Source organism: Streptomyces longisporoflavus, from assembly GCF_014649775.1.
Classification (GTDB): Bacteria; Actinomycetota; Actinomycetes; order Streptomycetales; family Streptomycetaceae; genus Streptomyces; species Streptomyces longisporoflavus.
The window spans coordinates 677345-696360 of the sequence record NZ_BMTR01000001.1; the positions used below are offsets into that span (position 1 = coordinate 677345).

A 19016-nucleotide genomic window follows, 5' to 3' on the forward strand; every position below is an offset into this window, starting at 1 on the left:
TGCGCGGCAATGCAGCCGGGACCGGCGGTGGGGGCACCCACCGACCATGACGGACGCTGCACCCTTCGGACCGATTTCTCCGCCTGCTCGGCAGCCCGTCTCAAGCCGGAGTCAAGTGACGGCGATCGTCGTGTGACTGTGCGTCAGGGGTGTCCTGTCGCGGCACGGGCAGCGCGGACAGCCCGGCAGGGCACTTCTGGCGCAGGCCGCGCACGTGCCTCGGGTACCGCCGCCCGGCAGGCATGGTGCAGCGCCGGCCGGGCGGCACGTCAGCTGTCCGAACTTCCCGGCGGCGTCTTGGCGCAGAGGTACGGTCGTGCCAGGAGCAGGCCGGTGCCGGTCAGGATGATGCCGAAGTAGACCGGCGCGAGGTGGATGAGATCGGTGTAGTGGATCGAGCCGTGCACCACGACGGCCGGCAGGAAGCCGGCCGCGGCGGCGGCCGCCAGGGTCCAGAACACCCAGGCCTCGCCCCGCCGCCAACCCCACATGCTGAGCAGCACGATGGCCACCGCGGCGGACATCAGGGCGCCGCCGAAGCCCGCGCGGTCGTGGGCGATGAACGGAACGAGCCGGGGATTCACGGCCTCCAGCGTCCGCGCGTCGGCGCCCAGGAAGGTCAGGTCCGTCGGGACGAAGACATCGGTCAGGCCGACCACGGAGATCACCGCGCCGCCGACGAACAGTCCCGCTCCCATGAGAATCATCAGCAACTGGCCCACCAGCGCCCGTCGGCGCTCCGGCTCCGAGCCCTCGGGCGCCAGACGCCAGCGCGCCCGGTGCGGAACGCGGCGCACCCCCATCACGAACATCGGAAACAGTACGAGGGCTGCCGCCGTGTGCAGCGGCTCCACGAAGCCGATGGCCAGGAAGTAGAACAAGGTGGGGAAACCGATCGCGCCCGAGAGCAGGAAAGCCTCGCGGGCCCAGGGCCAGCCGCGTCTGATGCCGCCCACCGCGAGCCCGGTGTAGAGGGCGCCGATCGCCACCATCGTGCCGGCCATGGTGATCCGGTCGTGCTGGAGGAAGTGCACCAGGTGGTGGTTGGCGGCGTGCAGTTCGTGCAGCGTCATGCCGAGGTAGTTCCGGTCGTACCAGAGCAGTACGGGGCCCAGAGTGATCGCCGCGGCGCTCAGGCCCGCGACCGTCATGCCGAGCCCGACCAGCAGCGCCCACCACCATGCGGGCCAGCGCCTTGGCGCGCGGCCGACGTCCCGCAGCGCCGGTGCGGGTGCGGTGGGTGTGGCGGCCTCGGTGACCCGCGCGAACCAGCCCGGCCCCGCCGCCACCAGGACCTGCGGACGGGCGAGCACGACGGTGCCCGGCTCTTCGAGCGCGGTCGCCGCGGCCGTGACCGACGGATCGGACACCCGGACGATGCGCGGATCGTCGTCGTTGGTGAATCCGTCGACATGGGGCTTGAGGGCGGCTTCGACCTCCGGGTCGCAGGCGCCGACGACCACCGGGATCGCGCGTCCGGCGGCGGCCTCGCGTACGGCCTGCACGTCGGCAGCCGAGACGGGCGCCACCTCGACGACCCCGGCGCCCAGCGGTGCCAGGGCGCGGATCGTGTCGTGAGCGAGCGACGGCGGGACGGATATGCCGAGGCGGACGGCCACCGGCACTCCGGCCACCTCACCGGCGAGCAGCTCCGGCGGATGCCGGTGGCCGAAGCCCCGGGCGATCAGACGCGCGCCGGCGGGACGGGCGCCGACCGAGGCCAGCAGCCGCAGCGCGGTTCGCCGGGAACGGCGCAGGCCGAGGACGGCAGCGGCCGCGCCGCGCAGCGGATGGTAGGTCCAGTCCGGCATCAGTGCTTCTCGTTCCCCGTCGCGGTCATCCGGTCGCCCGGCGCGGTCCAGCCGAGCACCGGAGTCATCGAACGCAGCGTGGCCCGTGCCGGCATCAGCCGGGCCGCCGCGTCCCGCAGCAGAACGGCGGGCGGCCACGACAACTGGCCGATCGTGCCGAGCCGTGCGGAGCGGCGCGTGATGGCTCGGGTCCGCGGGCGGCGCAGCAGATCGTACGAGCGCAGCGCGGCCGTCATGTCCGTGGTGCCGTCGAGGCAGTGGGCGAGGGTGACCGCGTCCTCCAGCGCCTGGCACGCGCCCTGGCCCAGGTTCGGGGTCATGGCATGGGCCGCGTCGCCGAGCAGTGCGACCCGGCCGTGGACGAAGGAGGGCAGGGGCGGCAGGTCGTACAGGTCGTGCCGGAGCACGGAGTCCTCGGGTACGGCGGCCAGCAGGGCGGGGATGGGGTCGGGCCAGGCGCCGAAGCGGCGCAGCAGTTCGGCGTATTCGGGGGAGCCGACGGCAGTGGGGGCGGCTGCTGTTCCCGCTGGCAGCGAGGCGGTCGCGAAGCAGTACATCCGCCCGCCCGACAGAGCCGTGTAGCCGAACCTCTCCCCGCGTCCCCAGGTCATCGCGCCCTCGGCGGGCGGTACGGCGAGCGGCTCGGTGATCATGCGCCAGCCGGTGTACCCGGCATACCGCGGCTTGGCCGCATCCGGCCACAGCGCACCGCGGACCACACTGCGCAACCCGTCGGCGCCGACCACGAGGTCGGGCCGGGACTCGCCTCGCGTGTGCACGACGACGGGGCCGTCGTTCTCCGGGTCGTGGGGGACCGCGGACACCTCGCTGCCCGGGCGCAGGCTGTCGGCGGGCAGCGCATCGGCGAGCACCCGCAGCAGGTCCGCACGGTGCAGGACCACCAGCGGATGGCCGAAGCGGCGGGTGAGTTCCGCATTGTCCGTACGGGACATCCAGCGGCCCCGGCGGTCCCGTACACCGCCCGTGGCCTCGACGGCACCGAGCTCCCGGACGGCGTCGGCCAGACCGAGCGCCTCCAGCGCCCGCAACGCGTTCGGCCACAGCGAGATGCCCGCGCCGATCTCGGTGAACTCCGGGGCGCGTTCGAGTACTTCGACGTGCCATCCCCGGCGGTGCAGGGCGATGGCCGCCGCGAGGCCGCCGATCCCGCCGCCGACGATGGTCGCGGCGCGCTGCGACATGCTTCCTCGCTCTGTTTCAGGGGCGCCACCCCGGTCAAGTGGCCGTCGAAATCCGGTGCTCAGCGGCATCCGGCATACGCATATCCGGCCGAGCAGCGCCTTATAGCAACATGTCGACAGAGACCTGTCAACGTGTCCTTGGCGCCTATGACCGGGCAGGACATTGCTTCCTCCGCCAACCAGGTCGCGGGCGCGGGGCGATTGACTGGATGCGGCCGTTGTCCAGGGTGAGGATCTGGTCGGCGGCGAGGCCCGCAGGGTTGTGGGTGATCAGGAGGGTCGTGCGGCCGTGGGTGGCGCGGAGGATGTCCGAGAGGACGGCAGCGGCGGTGTCGGGGTCGAGCCCTTCGGTGGGTTCGTCCAGGACGAGGACAGGCGGGTCGGCCAGCAGGGCACGGGCCAGGAGCAGGCGTTGGCGCTGGCCGCCGGACATGGCGGAGCCGTTCTGGCCGAGGAGGGTGTGCCAGCGGTCGGGCAGGGACTCGATCCAGTCGAGGAGTCGAGCCCGGCGGGCGGCTTCGTGCAGGTCGGCGTCGGTGGCGTCGGGGCGGGCCAGCAGGAGGTTGGCGCGGATGGTGGTGTGGAACACATGGGCGTCCTGCGTCATGCCGGTGATCGCGCGACGGGCGTCGGTACCCGCGTAGTCACGCAGTTCGCGGCCGCCCAGACGGATGCTTCCGGACTCGTACGGGACGAAGCGCATGAGCGCGGCGATCAGCGTCGACTTGCCGGAGCCGCTGGCGCCCAGGAGCACGGTGAGGTGCCCGGGCGGCAGGCTCAGGCTCAGTCCGTCCAGGGCCGCAGGGCCGTCGGGGTGGTGGCGTACGCGCAGGCCGGTGATGTCCACGCCGAGTGGTTCGTGCGTGGCGAGCGGCGCCGGTACGAGCGGTTCGGTGACGGGCGGCGGTGTGTCGAGGAGGTCGGCCAGGCGGCGTGCGCTGACCCGCACGTCGGCGAGATGGCGTGCGGCGGCGGGCAGCGGCGTCAGCGCCTCGAAGGAGACCAGGGCGAGGACCGCGAGAACGGTGAGGTGCACGGCGGAAAGTTCACCCGCCGCGTGGGCACGCAGCGCCAGCCAGGTCACGCCGACCGTCGCCGCGGCCTGGAAGAGCAGGACCGTGGTGGAGGCGAGCGAGGTGGTCCACGCCGCCCTGCGCTCCAGCGCGGCGATCCGGGCCGTGGCGCGGCGGGTCCGCTCGTGGGCGCGCCCCCGCGCCCCGCACGCGGCGAGGTCCGCCGCGCCCTGCGTCAAGTCCAGTGTGAGCGCGGCGAGTTCGCTGCGTACGGCGTTCTCCGCGTAGCTCGTACGGCGGGACAGGGCGAGCACCAGCATGGGTACCAGAAGCCCCGCCACGAGCAGGAGCAGGCCGAGCACGGCCCCCGCCTGCGGCAGCAGCGCCGAGGCCACGACGGTGGCGCCGGCGGCGACCGTGCAGGCCGCCGCGGCCGGGATCAGCACCCGCAGCAGGAGATTCTGCGCGGCGTCGACGTCGTCGACCAGCCGGGCCAACAGGTCACCGCTGCGAAAGGCGGGCGTGCCCGCGGGGGCGAGGGGCACGAGGGCTTCGTACACCCGGGTCCGGAAGCCCGCGACGGCCCGCAGTACGCCGTCGTGGCCAAGCAGCCGGTCGGTGTAGCGCAGTGCTCCGCGGCCCAGGGCCAGAGCGCGGACGGCGACGATCGCCAGGCTCACCGAGGCGAGCGGGGGCTGCTCGGCGGCACGGGTGATCAGCCAGGCGGCGGTGGCCATCAACGCGGCGGCGGCGAGTTCACTGCCCGCCGAGGCGAGCGCCGCGGGCAGCAGTCGGCGCCAGTAGGGCAGGAGGTTGCGCAGGAGACGGAGGGTAGGGCGCGGCTTGGGCGCCGCCGGGGTGACCGCGGTGGCTTCGGCGGGGAGGGTCATGTGGCCACCGGCCTTTCCGGGCGGGGAGGTTGGGGGGCCGGGTGGGGTGGCGTGCGCCTGGCCCGTCCGGCGCGGGGAGTCGGTTGCATGGTCACGGGGCCATCAGTCCTTCGGGGCGGGCAGACGGCATGGTCAGTGCCGGCGGTGCCTGCGCCGCCGGGGCGACGCTGCCCGACTCGACGGTGACGATCCGATCGGCGTACGGCAGCAGGCTGGTGCGGTGGGCGACCACGATCGAGGTCTTGCCGCGCATGAGGCGGACCGTGGCGCGGGTGACCGCCGCCTCGCTGCGCGGGTCGAGGTGGGCGGTCGGTTCGTCCAGGAGCAGGACGGGGGCGTCCTTGAGGAAGGCGCGGGCCAGGGCGATCCGTTGACGCTGGCCCGCGGAGAGCCCGGCGCCGTGCTCGCCGAGCGGCGTCTCGTACGCCCGGGGCAGCTCCTCGACGAAGAGGTCGGCGAAGGCGGCGCGGGCCGCCCGGCGGACCTCCGCGTCACTCGCCTCGGGTCGTGCGAGGCGGATGTTGTCCGCGACGGTGGCGGCGAACAGGTGCGGGCGCTGGGGCACCCATGCCACCTGGCTGCGCCATGCGTCGGGGTCGAGGTCGGCGAGATCGGTGCCGCCGACGGTGATCCGGCCCGACGTGGGGGCCGTGAAGGCGAGGAGCAGCGCAAGGAGTGTGGACTTGCCCGCGCCGCTCGGGCCGACCAGGGCGATGTGTTCGCCGGGGCGCACGGAAAGGGACACGTCCCGGAGGGCCGGTGAGGCGCGGTTCGGGTACTGGACCGTGACCCCCTCCAGACGCAGGAGCGCCGAGCGGGCCGCAGGGGCCGGGGCACGACAGCCGGCGCGCACCGCGGGCACGCCCCGGCCGCCACCCTCAGCGGGGTCAGCAGGGCCAGCGAGGCCAGGGGGGTCCTCCGAATCGGCGGCCTCGTCGAGGACGCCGAAGACCTGCTCCGCCACGGCAATGCCCTCGGCGCTGTCGTGGAAAGCCGCACCCGCCGCACGCAGCGGCAGGTACGCCTCGGGGGCCAGGAACAGGACGACCAGGGCCGTACGCAGGTCCAGCTCACCGCCCAGCAGTCGCAGCCCGACCGGAACGGCCACCAGCGCGACGGAGAGAGTGGCGACGGTTTCCAGGACGAAGGAGGAGAGGAACGCCACGCGCAGCGTGCGCATCGTGGCCCGCCGGTGGGCATCGGCCATCTCACCCACCACCTCGGCCTGATGCCGCTCGCGGCCGAACGCGCGCAAGGTCGGCAGCCCCGCCACCACGTCCAGGAAGTGTCCGCCGAGACGGGACAGCAACTGCCACTGACGGGCGGTACGCCGCGCGGTGTGGGCGCCGACCAGCGCGCCGAACACCGGGATCAGCGGCAGCGTCACGACGACGATCAGCGCGGAGGCCCAATCGGTCCATGCCAGCCAGGCGACCACCGTCAGGGGCACCACCGCGGCGGCCGTCATGGTCGGCAGATAGCCGACGACGTACGCGTCCAGGGCGTCGAGACCGCGGGTCAGCAACGTGACCGTCTCACCGTGGCGCCGGGCCGTGAGCCGCAAGGGGCCGGTGTCGTGCAGCCGGGCGGTGATCCTCTCGCGCAGGGCGCGTTTGGTGCCGGCGGCCGTGCGCTGCGCGAGCACCCCGCGGGCCCAGGTCAGCAGCGCGGACAGCGTCATGACGGCGGCCAGCGCGACAAGCGGCGCGCTGCGGAATTGGCGCCCGGCGAAACCGTCCGCGAGGACGGTCGCCAGCAGGGTGGCCCGGGTGACGACGAGTCCTGCGGCAAGGAGTGCGAGTGCCGAGGAGTACGTCATGTGGCGCCGCAGCACCGGGAGTTCGCGCGTCAGTCGGCGTTCGACGGGCTTCATGCAGGCATGCCTCTTGTCTCTCTCGTCGTCCGTCTCGTCGCTGGCCGTGGCTCGGAAGCAGCTGGGCCCTCAGAAGTAACTGGGGTGGCGCAGTCCCGTGCGGCCGCGGAAGGCCCACCAGCTCCACGACTGGTACGCGAGGATCACCGGGATCACCAGGACCCCGAAGGCGCTCAGGATCTTCAACGTGGCGCCGTCCGTGACGGCGTGGTCGACGGTCAGTCCCGCACCTGCCGAGCTGATCAGGAGGTAGGGGTAGTGGCCGGCCCCCACGAGCAGTACCGGCAGTGCCGTTGCGCAGCAAGTGGCCGCGAAGGCAAGGACGTTGTGCCCGCGGGTCAGGAACCACCAGGCCCCGGCGAGCGCCGCCGCGAACAGGGCGGCGATGACCGCCGACGTCGGGCGGTTCGTCATCGAGGCACCCGCACCGAAGAGCGTCAGGAGCAGCGCGAGGGAACCCGCGGCACCCGCCCCGCGAAGCAGGAGAGCGCCCAAGTGCCGTGCTTCGACGCCCAGTCGGGGCTCCGAGCGCAGTGCCACGAACGCCGCGCCGTGCGCCGCGAAGAGCAGCATGGTGGTGACGCCGCAGGCCAGCGTGAACGGCGAGAAGATATCGCCGGGCCCGATGTAGAAGCTGCCGTCGGCCCGGCGGGGCACACCGTGCAGCAGCAGGCCCACGACGAGCCCCCAGCACAGCGCGGGCAGGGCCCCGCCGCACACGATCAGGACGTCCCACCGGCGCCGTCCGCGTGCGCTGCGGGAGCGGCGCCGCAGCTGGATCGCTGCGTTGCCCGTGACCAGGCCGACGAGGATCGCCACGATCAGCGGGTACAGGCCCGACAGGAGCGTGCCTTCGAGGTGCGGGAAGGCACCGAACAGGACGCCGGCGAAGGCGACAAGCCACACTTCGTTGCCCAGGAAGAAGGGTGCGATGGCGTCGAGGGCAGCGCTCCCCCCGCCCCCGCCCTGGCCCGTCTCCTTCTCCTTTCCCTTGCCCTCCCGGCCGCCGAGGAAGGGATGCAGCATCTGTACGCCGTAGTCGTAGCCGCCGAGCACGAAGTACCCGGCGAGCAGCAGGCCGAGGAGGGCCAGCCAGGCCGTCTCCAGACTCATCTCGCTCAACTTTCAGTGGTGTCGGGTGTCGGGTGTCGGGAGGAGTAGAACCAGTCAGAAGGCGGGCACCGGCTGTTTCTCGTCGGAGCCGCCGCCCGGCCCTGAGGGCAGGTCTTCGGGGAGCGGTTCGGTGGCGCCGAGTTGGGTGGCGTCCGGGCCCCGGAGGGCGAAGCGGGTGATCAGTGTCCAGTTCGTCACCGCGAGGGCGAGGAAGACGGCGATGAACACGGTGCAGGAGACGGCGAGCGCGGCCGTGCTGACGTGGGACAGCGCGTTCTCCACGGTCAACTCGCCGTAGACGAGCCAGGGCTGGCGCCCGACCTCGCGCACGACCCAGCCGCCCACGGAGGCGATGAAGGGGAAAGGGACCATGGCGACAAGGACCCACAGGGCCGGGCGCCAGCGCGTCAGCCAGCTCTTCCACAGAAGGATGACGGCGATGAACGTGATGGTGGAGACGGTGTTGCCGATGATCGTCATGGCGTCCATCGAGATCCGCATCGTGTCCTGCCAGGGCACGTAGTCGCCGGGCCCGTGTTCTCTGACCAGTTGGGCTTGCACCTCGGCGACGCCGCTGTTCTCCAGGACCGCGTCCTTCATGGGCTGGGTCCGTTCGATCACGGGCCGCTGCATCTCGCCGACGATGACGACGAAGAAGGATGTGACCATGGCCACCCACAGCCCCAGGCGCAGGGAGCCGCGGAAGAGCTCGGTCTCCTTAGTGCGCCGCAGGAAGTGATAGGCGCTGACTCCGGCGATGAACACGCCGCCCGTCGTCAGCGCGGCCAGGGCGATGTGGAAGAGCGCGATGAGTGCGCTGGAGTTGGTGAGCAGCGCCCCGAAGTCGGTCAGATACGCGGCGCCGTCGCGCACTTCGTAACCCACGGGGTGTTGCATGAACCCGTTGGCAACCATGATCCAGTACCCGGAGGCGTACGCGGTCAGGGCGACCGGCCAGATGAGCGTGACGTGCACGCCCCGGCGCATGCGGCCCCAGCCGAAGATCCACATGCCGAGGAAGGTGGACTCGGCGAAGAAGGCGATGAGGGTTTCCAGTGCCAGCGGAGCGCCGAAGACGTTGCCCGCGAACTTGCTCAGGCCGCTCCAGCTGAGCCCGAACTGGAACTCCATGACCAGGCCGGTGACGATGCCGACCGCGTAGTTGATGACGTAGAGCTGGCCCCAGAAGCGGGTCATGCGCTCCCGGACGGCCTTCTTCGCGGGGTCACGGGTGTACGCGGCCCGAGTGTGCATGATCGCGACAAGGGGGACGAGCCCCATGGTGAGGATCACGAACAGCCAGTGGATGCCGGTCGTGGCCGCGAACTGGAGTCGGGCCAGATCCGCAGCGCTCATGGCGGAGCCTTCCTGGAGCGGTGGGGGAGTCGGTCGGACGGCCCGCGGATGCGCGGTGCCCTCGATGAAGACGGTAGGGAGAATCTCTTATGCATTCCAAGACCGGTTCTGCCATGCAAAGATGCCTCGGAAGGCATAAGCGAAGGTGGGCCGGGATCTAAGGTGGATCATGGATCTTCTGCAGTTGCGCTACTTCCAGGCTGTCGCCCGCTACGAGCACATCAGCCGCGCCGCACAGGAACTGCGCGTCGCCCAGCCCTCGCTCAGCCGCACCATCGCGCGCCTGGAATCCGAACTCGGCTCCCCGCTCTTCGACCGGCAGGGCCGCCGTATCCGCCTCAATCCGTACGGCGCGATGTTCCTGCGGCACGTGGAGCGGGCCCTGAGCGAACTCGACGACGGCCAAAGGGCTGTGCGCGAGGCCCGGGACACCGGGCTCGGACGCGTGAGTGTCGCCTCCGAGACCCTCCTGACGATCACACACCTCCTGGGCAGGTTCCGAGCCGATCACCCCCGTGCCGATGTGCGGCTCTTCCAGTCGACCGCGCAGGAGATGGACCGCCGGCTGCGTACCAGGGAAGTCGACTTCTGCGTGGCGTCACAGCCGCTGACCGGCACGAATCTCGAATCCGTCGAGCTCGCCCGCGAAGAGGTGCTGCTCGCGGTGCCGCCCGGTCACTGGCTCGACGGGCGGCAGAGCGTGACGATCCCCGAGATCGCCGACGAGCCCTTCGTCTCGACGCGCCCGGGCCACTGGCAGCGCGCTCTCCTGGACCGGCTTTTCGCGGCCGAGGGGCTCACGCCGCTGCTGTCCTGCGAGGGCGATGAGCCGGCCGCCAGCCAGGACATGATCAGCGCGGGCCTGGGCATCGGCCTCATCCCGGCGATGTCCCGCCGGGCGGGCACGGAGACCACCGTCCCGGTCGCCTGGGTCCATCTCGACGCGCCCGACTGCGAGCGCCTGCTCACCCTGGTGTGGAACCGCGACGGCTACCTGTCCGAAGCCGCCCTGAAGTTGCGTGAGTTCATCACCAGCACCCCCTTCATGACCCACCGTGTGCCCGGCACCCGCCGCGAGGGCACCCTGGATCCCACCTGAGCCGGGCCGGTTCGGCCGGGAGCGGCAGCCCGCGTCATCGCGCCTCCGCCCCCGCCGCCCGCTCCAGCCAGTAGGCGAGCAGACCCCGCGTCTCCCGCAGGGACGGGTGGTCCTGGCGCAGCGTGCGTTCCTGAGCCGCCAGCAGTTCCGCGAAACCCGCTGCCGCTCCGGCGGCGTCCCCCGCCTGCCCGCGCCAGGAGGACAGCGTGCCGAGGGCCTCGAGGGTCTCGCAGTGGGCGTGCCCCAGCGCCCGGCGCCGCCCCTCAAGGACCAAGCGACACTCCTCCTGTGCCTGACGCGGCTGGCCCAGCTGCCACAGGGCGATGGCGAGGCTGAGCCGGGAGGTGAGGGTCGCGGAGTGCCCGGGACCCAGATCCGGGTCGGCGGTACGGGCGTCGGTGTCCGCACGCAGCCGCGCCGCCGCCGTGTGCGGAGACTCCTGCCGCTCCTGCATGGCGGTCAGCGCGATGCGGCTCTCCAGCGTCTCGGGGGCCGCTTCGCCGAGCAGTTCGATCCGCCGCGCAAGGACGCTCTCGCACTCGGCCACGGCGGCCTCCCGCTGGCCCCTCTCGAACAACAGCAGGGCCAGCTGCTGACGGCCGGCCAGCGTACCGGGATGATCCGCGCCCAGCGTCTGCCGCTGCACGCCGAGGACCGCACGGACCACCTCCTCGGCCTCCGCGAATTCCCCGATGACGTGCAGCCAGCGGGCGAAGCCGAACCGTGCGGCCAGCGTGCGTTCGTCCCCCGAGCCGCCCTGGCGGGAGTACTGGTCGATGGCGTGGCGGAACGCGCTGCGGACGGTGGCGTACCGACCGTAGCTGTGGGCGGTCGAGGCAATGGCTTCGGCTTCGTCAGGAGCGACGAGAGCGAGAACGCGTGTGCACAGGTCATCGGGTACCCACTCGGGTCCCGTGGCGCGTTCGCTGTCCTCGCGTTCACTGGCGTCCACCAGGTACCGGAACACATCCAGCGGGGCGCTTTCGCTGTGCGGAGTCGACGGCATCAGCAGGGAGAGGGTGCCCTCATGCTGCTTCAGGGCCCAGTCCCATGCCTCGGCAACCGGTTCGGGTTGCAGGCGCGGGCGGTGGGCCAGGTAGTGGGTGTGCAGCTCCTCCAGCATCTCGCGGGCCAGCGGGCGCGTCAGGCCGAGACGCCGGCAGTCGACTGCGGCGCTGACCAGGGACGCTCCGCGTGGATAGGCCCCCGTGCCCGAGGCATTCCGCCAGCGGTCGAAGAGGGGGAGACCGGCGCCGATGTACTCGGCCAGACCGAACTCCCGCGGCGGGCGCAGTGCGGCACCTATGCGCTCGTCGGCCGTCAACGCCCGCGCCCGGTCCAGTTCACTCGTGGTCAGCTTGCAGGCGAGCGGCACCGGCTTGGGGTCCCGCAGGACACGCTTGGCCTCCCGGGCCTCGAAAGAGGCGTCGCTCTGCAACTGGTACAGGTTGCTGATCTTGATCGTCGCCATGATGGTCCGTTGGTGGCCGCCGGCGACCAGGTGCCGGATGTCCTGGAAAGTGAGGCCCTCCGGCACGAGGTATTGATCCAGGTCGTCCAGCCACACGACTGCTCGGGGCAGGCTCTTGGCGTGCTCGATGACGGCGCGCAGTTTGTCCACGGCGGGGCTGGTGGGCGCGATGAGAGTGTGTCCGGGAAGGGCGGCGCGCACCGCCTCGTACGCGGTGCGCGTCGTCCCCGAAAGCCTGTCACCGACCAGCAGGACGAACTTGCCGGCCTGCAACTGCGCCACCAGGCCCTCGTGCACGTCCCGTTGTACGTACGGCGGTGACGGCGGCCCGGTGTCGACCGACCAGGACGGTCTGACGCCGAGGAGGGTCGGGTCGTCGATGTCGCCCACCAGCGGAAGCCGTTTGTCTCCGGGGAGCCGGACACATCCGTCGAGAACCACCTCGCGGTCGGTGGCAGTGCGCTCGAGCCTGCGCTTGACCAGGTCCGTGAAGGCGCCGCCCGCGCCCGCGACGAGCACCCCGGTGGCCAGCATCCACGGCGTGCTGATGCCGGCGGACTGCAGCACTCCGGGCACGGCGAGAAGGACCGCGAGGCCGCCCACCGAGACGACGGCGCCGAGAATCGACACCCCACGCCGTGACCGCGCCATCGCACCCCCGCTGATGCGCACCCCGTGCCGCCTGTTGGAGGCCATGGTCATCACCGGCGGCCCCGCGGTCAACCATGCGCGCCAGTCAACTCCGGTACGGCGAGGAGATGTTGGCCACCCGTAGCGGGGTACGCCGAGAGGGTCCGCCGCGGTCAGGCATCCTCCGGCCGGCGGGGATCGGCCTCGCTGCCCGGCACGTACAGCTCCCGGAAGGTTCACCACTATCGCCTCCTGCGTGCTGCGGGCGATGACCACGACGGCCTCGATGTCGGGGCTGGGATTCTCCTCGCGGTGCGGGACGTAGGGCGGGACGAAGATGTAGTCACCCGGCGCCGTGTGGATCCGGATCTCCTCGGGGTGCCGCCGGAGTTCGTCCAGGAAGACGAACTCCGGGTGCCCCTTGATGACATGGATGGCCGTCTCGGACGGCGACGACCTCGGAGCCGACACCGTCGGCTGGCGGCGATGCGGAAGGTGCGGGGTGTGGTCACGGGAGCTTCCGGTCATGCGGGCCCCCGGGGCTCGGGCGGAGCCGGGGACCGACGAGTGGATCGACGTCTTCGGTCGATGTCCCGAGTGAACCCAGCGCGGTCGTGCCCCGTCCAAGACGTACTGCCGATACAACCCATAGGCGCCGCCGATCAGTTCGTGCGCGCGCGGGCTGCCGGGCCGGTGGCGAAGGCGTGCGTGAAACCCCGTGGGCAGAAAAGCGAGCGTGCCACCGAAACGGAGAATCGGTGGCACGCTCGCTCAGACCGTGTCGGGTCGGCAGGCTCCTGTGGTGGGGCCGGGCCTGGTCAGCGGTTGACGCAGGGGTTGCCGAACGTCGGGTTGAGCAGGCCGATGACGTTGATGCTGTTGCCGCACACGTTGAGGGGGACGTGGACCGGAACCTGCACCGCGTTGCCCGAGAGCACGCCCGGCGAGTTCACGGCAGCGGCCTGGGCGCCGGAGTCGGCGGAGGCGAGGCCCGCGGCGGTCATCACCAGGGCACCGGTGGCAAGCAGCACGCTCGTCGTCTTCTTCATGACAGACACTTCCTTCTTTTGCAGATGGATCAGCCGGAAGGCGCCGAACCAGCCTCGCCGTATGTCGCGCGGCCGGAACACACCGCATCTTCGGCGCCTGAGTCGATCAACGCGCTTCCGGGCCTGCGGACACGCTCATTCCCTCGTGCAGCCGATACCTCAGGAGGCTTGCTTGTGGCGGGCGTAGGAGCGGGTCAGGTCCAGGAAGGCGCGGGCGACCGGCATGAGGTGGGCGGGCAGGCTGATCATCGCGACGTGCAGGTGTGCGGTGGGCTCGATGACGGCCACGGACGCACCGCGGCGCCGGGCCAGTCGCGTCCAGGCCGCGGGCAGGACCGCGATACCCGCCCCGGGTCAGGACCAGGGGCAGGACGGAGGTGCGGTGGTCGACGACCGCGACGATGTCGGTGCCGTCCGTCTGCGCGGTGATGTCGTCGACGATGGAACGCATCAGGCTGCCGCCGCGGGAGGCGATCAGCTTGCGCCCGCCGAGGTCCTCGGGACGCAGGAAGATGTTCAGCCGCACATACGCCGCGAGCACCCCGCCGAGCACCAGCACGACGAACAGGATCGAGATGACGTAGAAGAGCAGGATCAGCGAGCCGAGGCTGGTCAGCGTGGACAGGCCGAACTTCCCGATGGCGTACTACATCGCGCCGAACGCGCCGAAAGGTGGTGCCGATCGGCTCCATCGAGGTGGCCAGATCCGGCCACCGCCAGCCGAGCACGATCCCGATGACGATCGCCGCGAGGACCTGCACGTACAGAACCGGCCGCGCTGCCCCGTGCGGCACCGGGTCCCGACCGGTCGCCGCACCAACTACCGGGTCAGTGAAGCCGGTCACAGCAGAGGAGGTCCACGACCAAAAACCGATGCCTCGCATAGGTCGCGCCTATGACTGTGCGGAGGCCCGGCGCGGGGACAGGGCCAGCTTGCGGCGCAGTCGGCCGACCTCGATGACGACGACGGAAAACTCGTCGCCGGCCTCGACGGCATCCGCCGGGTTCCGCACCGGCGTCGTCCTCAGCTCGACACCGGGATGGCCTGCGGGTCGACTTCGCAGTGATCGACCGAGTCGGCCAGACCCTCGCCGCCGATCTCCACCCGAACGGTCGCCTTGCCCTTCCCGGGCACCGTGACCTCTTCGCTCTCCTCGGTGATGGTGATGCCCCGCGCGTCCACGAAGGTGACCGTCGCCCAGAAGCGGCCCTTCTTCGCGTTGCCGTTGGTGACCTTGACCGTCGCGTACGGGGCGGCCTTGGTCGCGCAGCGCATCAACGTGGCCTTGGCGTCGTCCAGTTGCCCGCTGCCGGAGGAGCCGGAGGAGCCGGAGGAGCTGGAAGAGGGGGAGTCGTTGGTCGGCCGCCGGTTGTAGCTGCCGCCGCTGGTGCTGCTGCTCGTGTCCCCGCTGCTGCCGTACGCGTCGTCATCGTCGTCGTAGCCCGAGCCCGAACCCGATGACGTCGATCCCGACGAGCCGGACGATCCCGATGAGCCGGAGCTGCTCGACGACGAACTGTCGTGGTCCTGGCTCGAACTGCTGCAGCCGCCCCCGCCTCCGCCGCCGTTGTGACTGCCGCCGCCGTGCCCCCGTCCCGTCGTGAATCCGGTCAGGGCCAGCGCGGAAAGCACCAGTGCCGCCGTGACCTTGAGTGTGCGCCCCCGATTTTCCATTCGGGCATCCTATCCAGGACCGCAGACACCTCCCGAGGACCCGCCTTGACTCCGCACTCCCTGGCCTTCTACGTCGACGTCGTCACCACCGGCACCGTGCTCGGCGCTGGTCCCGCGGCCTCTCCCGGCGCCGTCACCGAGGTCCTCGGTCCGGACTTCGCCGAGAACACCTACGGCAACCGCAGCATGTTCCGTGACTACGGCCTCGCCGAATTCTTCTGGGACCGGGCCTCGGCCGACGGCCCCTGGACGGGGCACCACTTCACCCTCCAGGTGCACCGCCTCGCACACCGGAACCGGACCGTCGTCAACGAGGTGTTGCGCGCTCGGTATGGGCGGTTCACGCCCCGACTCCGGTTCGGCAAGCTGCAACGCCTGCTCGACCGGCGCGGGGTCCGGCTCCTCGAGATCCCCGAACTCCCGGCGAACGCACCGTACTTCCGTACGTTCTGGCAGCCGGATTCCCGCGTGGCCGTCTCGGTCATCGGTACGTACGGCGAGTACAGCACGCCGGACGAGCTGCGGGTCGGCGATGTGTACGGCATTCAGGCGCCGTTGAGCGCCGGGGAAGTGGAGTCGCGCCGGGCGCGGGATCTCAGCCGTCCGTAGCGTTCGCCGTGTTGAGCCACGTGCCGATCCTCGGCAGGGCGTCGGGCCCGCTGTCCTGCTCCACCGTGCCCACCAGATCGGCGATGGAGACCTCCCGAAGCGATGCCCGCCAGGCGGCGTCGGCCGCGTTCATCGCGCGGGCGATGGGGCACGCCTTGGTGCAGTCCTCGGGCGGCGTCCCGAAGGGGCCGCGCTGGCGGATCTCGGTGCACACGAACGCCGGGCTCGCCCCGTCGACGGCCTGCACCACGTCCAGGACCGTGATGTCGGCGGCTGCCCTGGTCAGTACGTAACCGCCCGTCTTGCCCTGCACGGACTTCACCAGTTGCGCGCGCGAGAGGGCCTGCATCTGCTTGGCCAGGTAGCTGGGCGAGACGTCGTGCAGCTGCGCGAGGCGGGCAGCCGGGACCGGCTCGGTTGCCGCGGTGAGCACCACACAGCAGTGCAGTGCCCATTCCACGCCGCCGGACAGTTTCATGCGCCCTCCCGATTGACTCGGATACAGGCTATCCGAGTATCATCTCGGACAACGCATATCCGAGTTTGCGCATCAGGGAGACTCGGTTCACAGAAGGGCACGATCATGAACATCACGGTCATCGGCGGTACCGGGCTGATCGGTTCCCAGCTCGTCACCCGCCTGCGCGAGGCAGGACACGAGGTCGTCGCCGCCTCCCTGTCCACCGGAGTCGATCTGCTCACCGGCGCGGGCCTGGACCATGCGCTCAAGGGCGCGGACACGGTCGTCAACGTGTCGAACTCGCCCACGTTCGACGAGGCCTCGCCGGACTTCTTCCGCACCACCACCGGGAACCTGCTGGCAGCGGGCGAGCGCGCCGGCGTCGGCCACCAGGTCATCCTCTCCATCGTCGGCGTCGACCAGGTGCCGCAGCTTGACTACTACCGCGCCAAGACCCTCCAGGAAGACCTGCTGCGGCAGGGCCCCACCCCGTACTCGATCGTGCGCGCCACCCAGTTCTTCGAGTTCATGGATGCCGTCCTGTCCTGGACCTCGGACGAACAGGCCGTCCGGCTGCCCGCCACCCGCATCCAGCCCCTGGCGACCGCCGACGTGGTCCACGCCCTCGCCGACGTCACCACGGCCGCGCCGCGCAACGGCACGCTCGATGTCGCGGGCCCCGAGGTCTTCCCGCTCGACGAACTCGGCCGCCGCACGCTGGCGGCCCGCAAGGACCCCCGCCCCGTCGTCACCGACGACAAGGCGGGCATGTTCGCCGCCGTCGAGGGCGACGTGCTGATCGCGGGACCTGACGCGCGGCTGTCCGCCACTCGCTACGAGGACTGGCTCGCCGCCAACGGCTAGCCGCCGCGCCCCGGCATGCTTTGGCCCGGCACGTTCTGGCCCGGCACGTTCTGGCCCGGAGCGTGCGGAGCGCGCCGTCGTCAGCCCGTGAGCAGCATCGCGACCGTCACGACGCCCAGCAGCCCGATATAGGCACGGGCGTGCGTGCGGTCGCCGATCCGGGGCGGGCGCCGCCGCAGCACGGCGATGACCGGCAGAGCTCCCAGGAGCAGCGCCGCTGCGGCGCCCACGTCGACCAGCCCCACCAGCTGCTTGCCGTCGCCCGCCGCGGCGGGCACTGCCGTCCCGGCCAGGGACACCGCGGTGGCGGGCAGCGCGATGGCCAGGGTGAGGGGGTTGGCCAGCGCGGTCGCCACCCGCATCGGGTGTCCCGCCCGCCGCATCGCGGGCACGGTCATCACACTGCCGCCCACGCCCAGGAAAGCGGCCACCGCGCCGATCGGAGCACCGAAGAGGGCCGGCAGCGGACGCGGCCCGACCGATGGCCCCCGCGCGCCGGGGCGCAGGAAGCCGGGGCGTATCAGCAGGTCGGCGATGGTGAGCGCGACGTACGCGACGAAGGCCCAGCGGGCCAGGCCGGCCGGGGCCAGACGCGTGGCGAGCGCTCCGAGCGCGGCACCGCCGGCGAGGAGCAGGAGCAGTCGACCGCTGCCGTGCAGCGCACGCAGCACCCGCCGCGGTGTGACGGCCGTCGCGAACCCGGCGTTGACCACCATCACCAGGGCGGAGGTGGCCGTAGCCACCCGCATCGCGTCCGCGCCGAGCGCCGCGTCCGCCCACACCACGACCGGCACCGCGACGAACCCGCCGCCGAAGCCGAACAGCACGGTCGTCACCCCGGTCAGAAGCCCGACCCCCACCAGCACCACGAAGTCCATGCGTCCCACCCCATCAACCGCACCGGCCTTCCGGCATGCGATGGTCGGCACGGTTCTATCGCGTGTCGGCCACTAGGGTGGGCGGGTGAAGAACGTCCCGCTGGCCGAGGTCGACCACGTCGACCGGGCGGTCCTGCCGATCGGCACCGACTATCCGCCCGGTCACGTCCTGGACTGGCACGAGCACCGCCGCGCCCAGTTCCTCTACGGTGCCACCGGCGTCATGGTCGTCGACACCGCCGAGGGAACCTGGACCGTCCCGCCCGAGCGCGCCGTACTGATCCCGCCCGCCACGCGGCACCGGGTGCGGATGCTGGGGGTGAGCACCCGCAGCTTGTACGTCGAGCCGTCGGCCGTCCCCTGGTGGCCCGCCACCTGCACGGTCGTGGACGTCCCGCCGCTGCTGCGCGAGCTGCTCCTTGCGGCCGTCGAGTTCGAGGCCGACTACCGCCTCTCCGGGCGCGAGGGAAGCATCGCCGCCCTCCTCCTGTACGAGATCGCGGAGCGCGCCCCGCTGCCCTTCCACGTGGGCATGCCCGCATCCGCCGACCTCGCGCGGCTGTGCCGCGCCTACCTGGCCGCCCCGGACGCCGAGGCCACCAACACCGCCTGGGCCGCCGAGACGGCCATGAGCGAGCGGGCCTTCACACGGCGCTTCCGCGCCGAGACCGGCGACAGCCCTGCCGTCTGGCGGACCCGCGCACGGCTGCTGGCGGCCCTGCCGCTGCTGCGCACGGCATCGGTCAGCGAGGTCGGCGCCCGTATCGGCTACGCCTCTCCCGCGGCGTTCACCGCCGCCTTCACGCGCGCCTTCGGGACGCCGCCCTCCCGCTTCACCGCGGGCCCCGCGGGTGGCCGGCGCTGAGGCAGGTCGGCCGGATCGGGGGGCACGGACGCCCCGCGAAGCCGGTCAAAGGAGCCTGACCTGCGCGTTCATGGAGAAATTGGCCGGAAAGCGGCGTCGAGGCCGGTCTTCTACCCACAGACCCCGCCGCCAAGCTCCGTGAAGCCGCAAAACACCGC

At 71.7% G+C, this 19016-nt stretch carries 17 protein-coding genes; 5 read left to right on the forward strand and 12 right to left on the reverse strand.

All coding sequences use genetic code 11. From position 1 onward, the window contains the following. Positions 1–269: 269 nt before the first annotated feature. The 6 genes from IE226_RS03115 to IE226_RS03140 all read right to left on the reverse strand — a co-directional run bounded on the left by IE226_RS03115 (position 270) and on the right by IE226_RS03140 (position 9258). Positions 270–1811, reverse strand: coding sequence for a hypothetical protein (locus IE226_RS03115; protein WP_190079351.1), 1542 nt, complete (start codon positions 1809–1811; stop codon positions 270–272). Next, on the reverse strand, positions 1811–3013 hold the full coding sequence (locus tag IE226_RS03120; RefSeq protein WP_190079352.1) for an FAD-dependent monooxygenase: 1203 nt from the start codon (positions 3011–3013) through the stop codon (positions 1811–1813). The genes IE226_RS03115 and IE226_RS03120 overlap by 1 nt, the downstream gene beginning before the upstream one ends. A 145-nt stretch (positions 3014–3158) precedes the next feature. Continuing rightward, the gene (gene cydC, locus IE226_RS03125; protein ID WP_190079353.1) at positions 3159–4916 is read right to left on the reverse strand and encodes a thiol reductant ABC exporter subunit CydC; all 1758 of its coding nucleotides are present in this window, start codon (positions 4914–4916) and stop codon (positions 3159–3161) included. A 91-nt stretch (positions 4917–5007) separates the two neighbouring features. Then, positions 5008–6789, reverse strand: coding sequence for a thiol reductant ABC exporter subunit CydD (gene cydD / locus IE226_RS03130; RefSeq protein ID WP_190079354.1), 1782 nt, complete (start codon positions 6787–6789; stop codon positions 5008–5010). A 69-nt stretch (positions 6790–6858) separates the two neighbouring features. Continuing rightward, complete coding sequence (locus IE226_RS03135; RefSeq protein ID WP_190079355.1) at positions 6859–7902, reverse strand: cytochrome d ubiquinol oxidase subunit II; 1044 nt, start codon at positions 7900–7902, stop codon at positions 6859–6861. 54 nt (positions 7903–7956) lie between these two features. Beyond that, on the reverse strand, positions 7957–9258 hold the full coding sequence (locus IE226_RS03140; RefSeq protein WP_190079356.1) for a cytochrome ubiquinol oxidase subunit I: 1302 nt from the start codon (positions 9256–9258) through the stop codon (positions 7957–7959). Between the two features lie 169 nt (positions 9259–9427). On the opposite strand from IE226_RS03140, the gene IE226_RS03145 reads away from it, so the two are divergent. Continuing rightward, positions 9428–10357: a LysR family transcriptional regulator gene (locus IE226_RS03145; RefSeq protein WP_190079357.1), complete on the forward strand. Its 930-nt coding sequence runs from the start codon at positions 9428–9430 to the stop codon at positions 10355–10357. Between the two features lie 34 nt (positions 10358–10391). On the opposite strand, the gene IE226_RS45020 is transcribed toward IE226_RS03145, so the two are convergent. The 3 genes from IE226_RS45020 to IE226_RS44810 form a co-directional block, all read right to left on the reverse strand. Continuing rightward, on the reverse strand, positions 10392–12986 hold the full coding sequence (locus IE226_RS45020) for a tetratricopeptide repeat protein (protein WP_190079358.1): 2595 nt from the start codon (positions 12984–12986) through the stop codon (positions 10392–10394). 290 nt (positions 12987–13276) lie between these two features. After that, positions 13277–13507: a chaplin gene (locus tag IE226_RS03155; protein ID WP_190079359.1), complete on the reverse strand. Its 231-nt coding sequence runs from the start codon at positions 13505–13507 to the stop codon at positions 13277–13279. A 159-nt stretch (positions 13508–13666) separates the two neighbouring features. Continuing rightward, a complete protein-coding gene (locus IE226_RS44810) occupies positions 13667–13795 on the reverse strand; it encodes a hypothetical protein (RefSeq protein WP_268251273.1) in 129 nt (42 codons plus the stop codon). Positions 13796–13908: 113 nt separating this feature from the next. Between IE226_RS44810 and IE226_RS43930 the strand changes: the two genes are divergently transcribed. After that, positions 13909–14091 carry a hypothetical protein gene (locus IE226_RS43930; protein WP_229870454.1) on the forward strand — a complete coding sequence of 61 codons (183 nt, stop codon included), beginning with the start codon at positions 13909–13911 and terminating at the stop codon, positions 14089–14091. Between the two features lie 440 nt (positions 14092–14531). On the opposite strand, the gene IE226_RS03165 is transcribed toward IE226_RS43930, so the two are convergent. Beyond that, complete coding sequence (locus IE226_RS03165) at positions 14532–15182, reverse strand: hypothetical protein (RefSeq protein ID WP_190079360.1); 651 nt, start codon at positions 15180–15182, stop codon at positions 14532–14534. A 45-nt stretch (positions 15183–15227) separates the two neighbouring features. Between IE226_RS03165 and IE226_RS03170 the strand changes: the two genes are divergently transcribed. Beyond that, complete coding sequence (locus IE226_RS03170) at positions 15228–15791, forward strand: hypothetical protein (RefSeq protein WP_190079361.1); 564 nt, start codon at positions 15228–15230, stop codon at positions 15789–15791. Here the strand turns inward: IE226_RS03170 and IE226_RS03175 are convergent. Then, positions 15778–16269 carry an RrF2 family transcriptional regulator gene (locus IE226_RS03175; RefSeq protein ID WP_190079362.1) on the reverse strand — a complete coding sequence of 164 codons (492 nt, stop codon included), beginning with the start codon at positions 16267–16269 and terminating at the stop codon, positions 15778–15780. The two genes, IE226_RS03170 and IE226_RS03175, sit on opposite strands and share 14 nt — an antisense overlap. Before the next feature lie 105 nt (positions 16270–16374). Between IE226_RS03175 and IE226_RS03180 the strand changes: the two genes are divergently transcribed. Beyond that, on the forward strand, positions 16375–17115 hold the full coding sequence (locus tag IE226_RS03180; protein ID WP_190079363.1) for an SDR family oxidoreductase: 741 nt from the start codon (positions 16375–16377) through the stop codon (positions 17113–17115). Positions 17116–17195: 80 nt separating this feature from the next. On the opposite strand, the gene IE226_RS03185 is transcribed toward IE226_RS03180, so the two are convergent. Next, positions 17196–17993 (reverse strand): sulfite exporter TauE/SafE family protein, encoded by a 798-nt coding sequence (locus IE226_RS03185; RefSeq protein WP_190079364.1) that lies wholly within the window; start codon positions 17991–17993, stop codon positions 17196–17198. 85 nt (positions 17994–18078) lie between these two features. Between IE226_RS03185 and IE226_RS03190 the strand changes: the two genes are divergently transcribed. Continuing rightward, positions 18079–18858: an AraC family transcriptional regulator gene (locus tag IE226_RS03190; protein WP_190079365.1), complete on the forward strand. Its 780-nt coding sequence runs from the start codon at positions 18079–18081 to the stop codon at positions 18856–18858. Positions 18859–19016: the final 158 nt, after the last annotated feature.

What these genes read in the sequence shown, in the direction of transcription:
- IE226_RS03115 (WP_190079351.1), bottom strand. Translation starts at nt 1,811, where the DNA reads ATGCCGGACTGGACCTACCATCCGCTGCGCGGCGCGGCCGCTGCCGTC.
- IE226_RS03120 (WP_190079352.1), bottom strand. Translation starts at nt 3,013, where the DNA reads ATGTCGCAGCGCGCCGCGACCATCGTCGGCGGCGGGATCGGCGGCCTC.
- cydC (WP_190079353.1), bottom strand. Translation starts at nt 4,916, where the DNA reads ATGACCCTCCCCGCCGAAGCCACCGCGGTCACCCCGGCGGCGCCCAAG.
- cydD (WP_190079354.1), bottom strand. Translation starts at nt 6,789, where the DNA reads ATGAAGCCCGTCGAACGCCGACTGACGCGCGAACTCCCGGTGCTGCGG.
- IE226_RS03135 (WP_190079355.1), bottom strand. Translation starts at nt 7,902, where the DNA reads ATGAGTCTGGAGACGGCCTGGCTGGCCCTCCTCGGCCTGCTGCTCGCC.
- IE226_RS03140 (WP_190079356.1), bottom strand. Translation starts at nt 9,258, where the DNA reads ATGAGCGCTGCGGATCTGGCCCGACTCCAGTTCGCGGCCACGACCGGC.
- IE226_RS03145 (WP_190079357.1), top strand. Translation starts at nt 9,428, where the DNA reads ATGGATCTTCTGCAGTTGCGCTACTTCCAGGCTGTCGCCCGCTACGAG.
- IE226_RS45020 (WP_190079358.1), bottom strand. Translation starts at nt 12,986, where the DNA reads ATGACCGGAAGCTCCCGTGACCACACCCCGCACCTTCCGCATCGCCGC.
- IE226_RS03155 (WP_190079359.1), bottom strand. Translation starts at nt 13,507, where the DNA reads ATGAAGAAGACGACGAGCGTGCTGCTTGCCACCGGTGCCCTGGTGATG.
- IE226_RS43930 (WP_229870454.1), top strand. Translation starts at nt 13,909, where the DNA reads ATGTCGGTGCCGTCCGTCTGCGCGGTGATGTCGTCGACGATGGAACGC.
- IE226_RS03165 (WP_190079360.1), bottom strand. Translation starts at nt 15,182, where the DNA reads ATGGAAAATCGGGGGCGCACACTCAAGGTCACGGCGGCACTGGTGCTT.
- IE226_RS03175 (WP_190079362.1), bottom strand. Translation starts at nt 16,269, where the DNA reads ATGAAACTGTCCGGCGGCGTGGAATGGGCACTGCACTGCTGTGTGGTG.
- IE226_RS03180 (WP_190079363.1), top strand. Translation starts at nt 16,375, where the DNA reads ATGAACATCACGGTCATCGGCGGTACCGGGCTGATCGGTTCCCAGCTC.
- IE226_RS03185 (WP_190079364.1), bottom strand. Translation starts at nt 17,993, where the DNA reads ATGGACTTCGTGGTGCTGGTGGGGGTCGGGCTTCTGACCGGGGTGACG.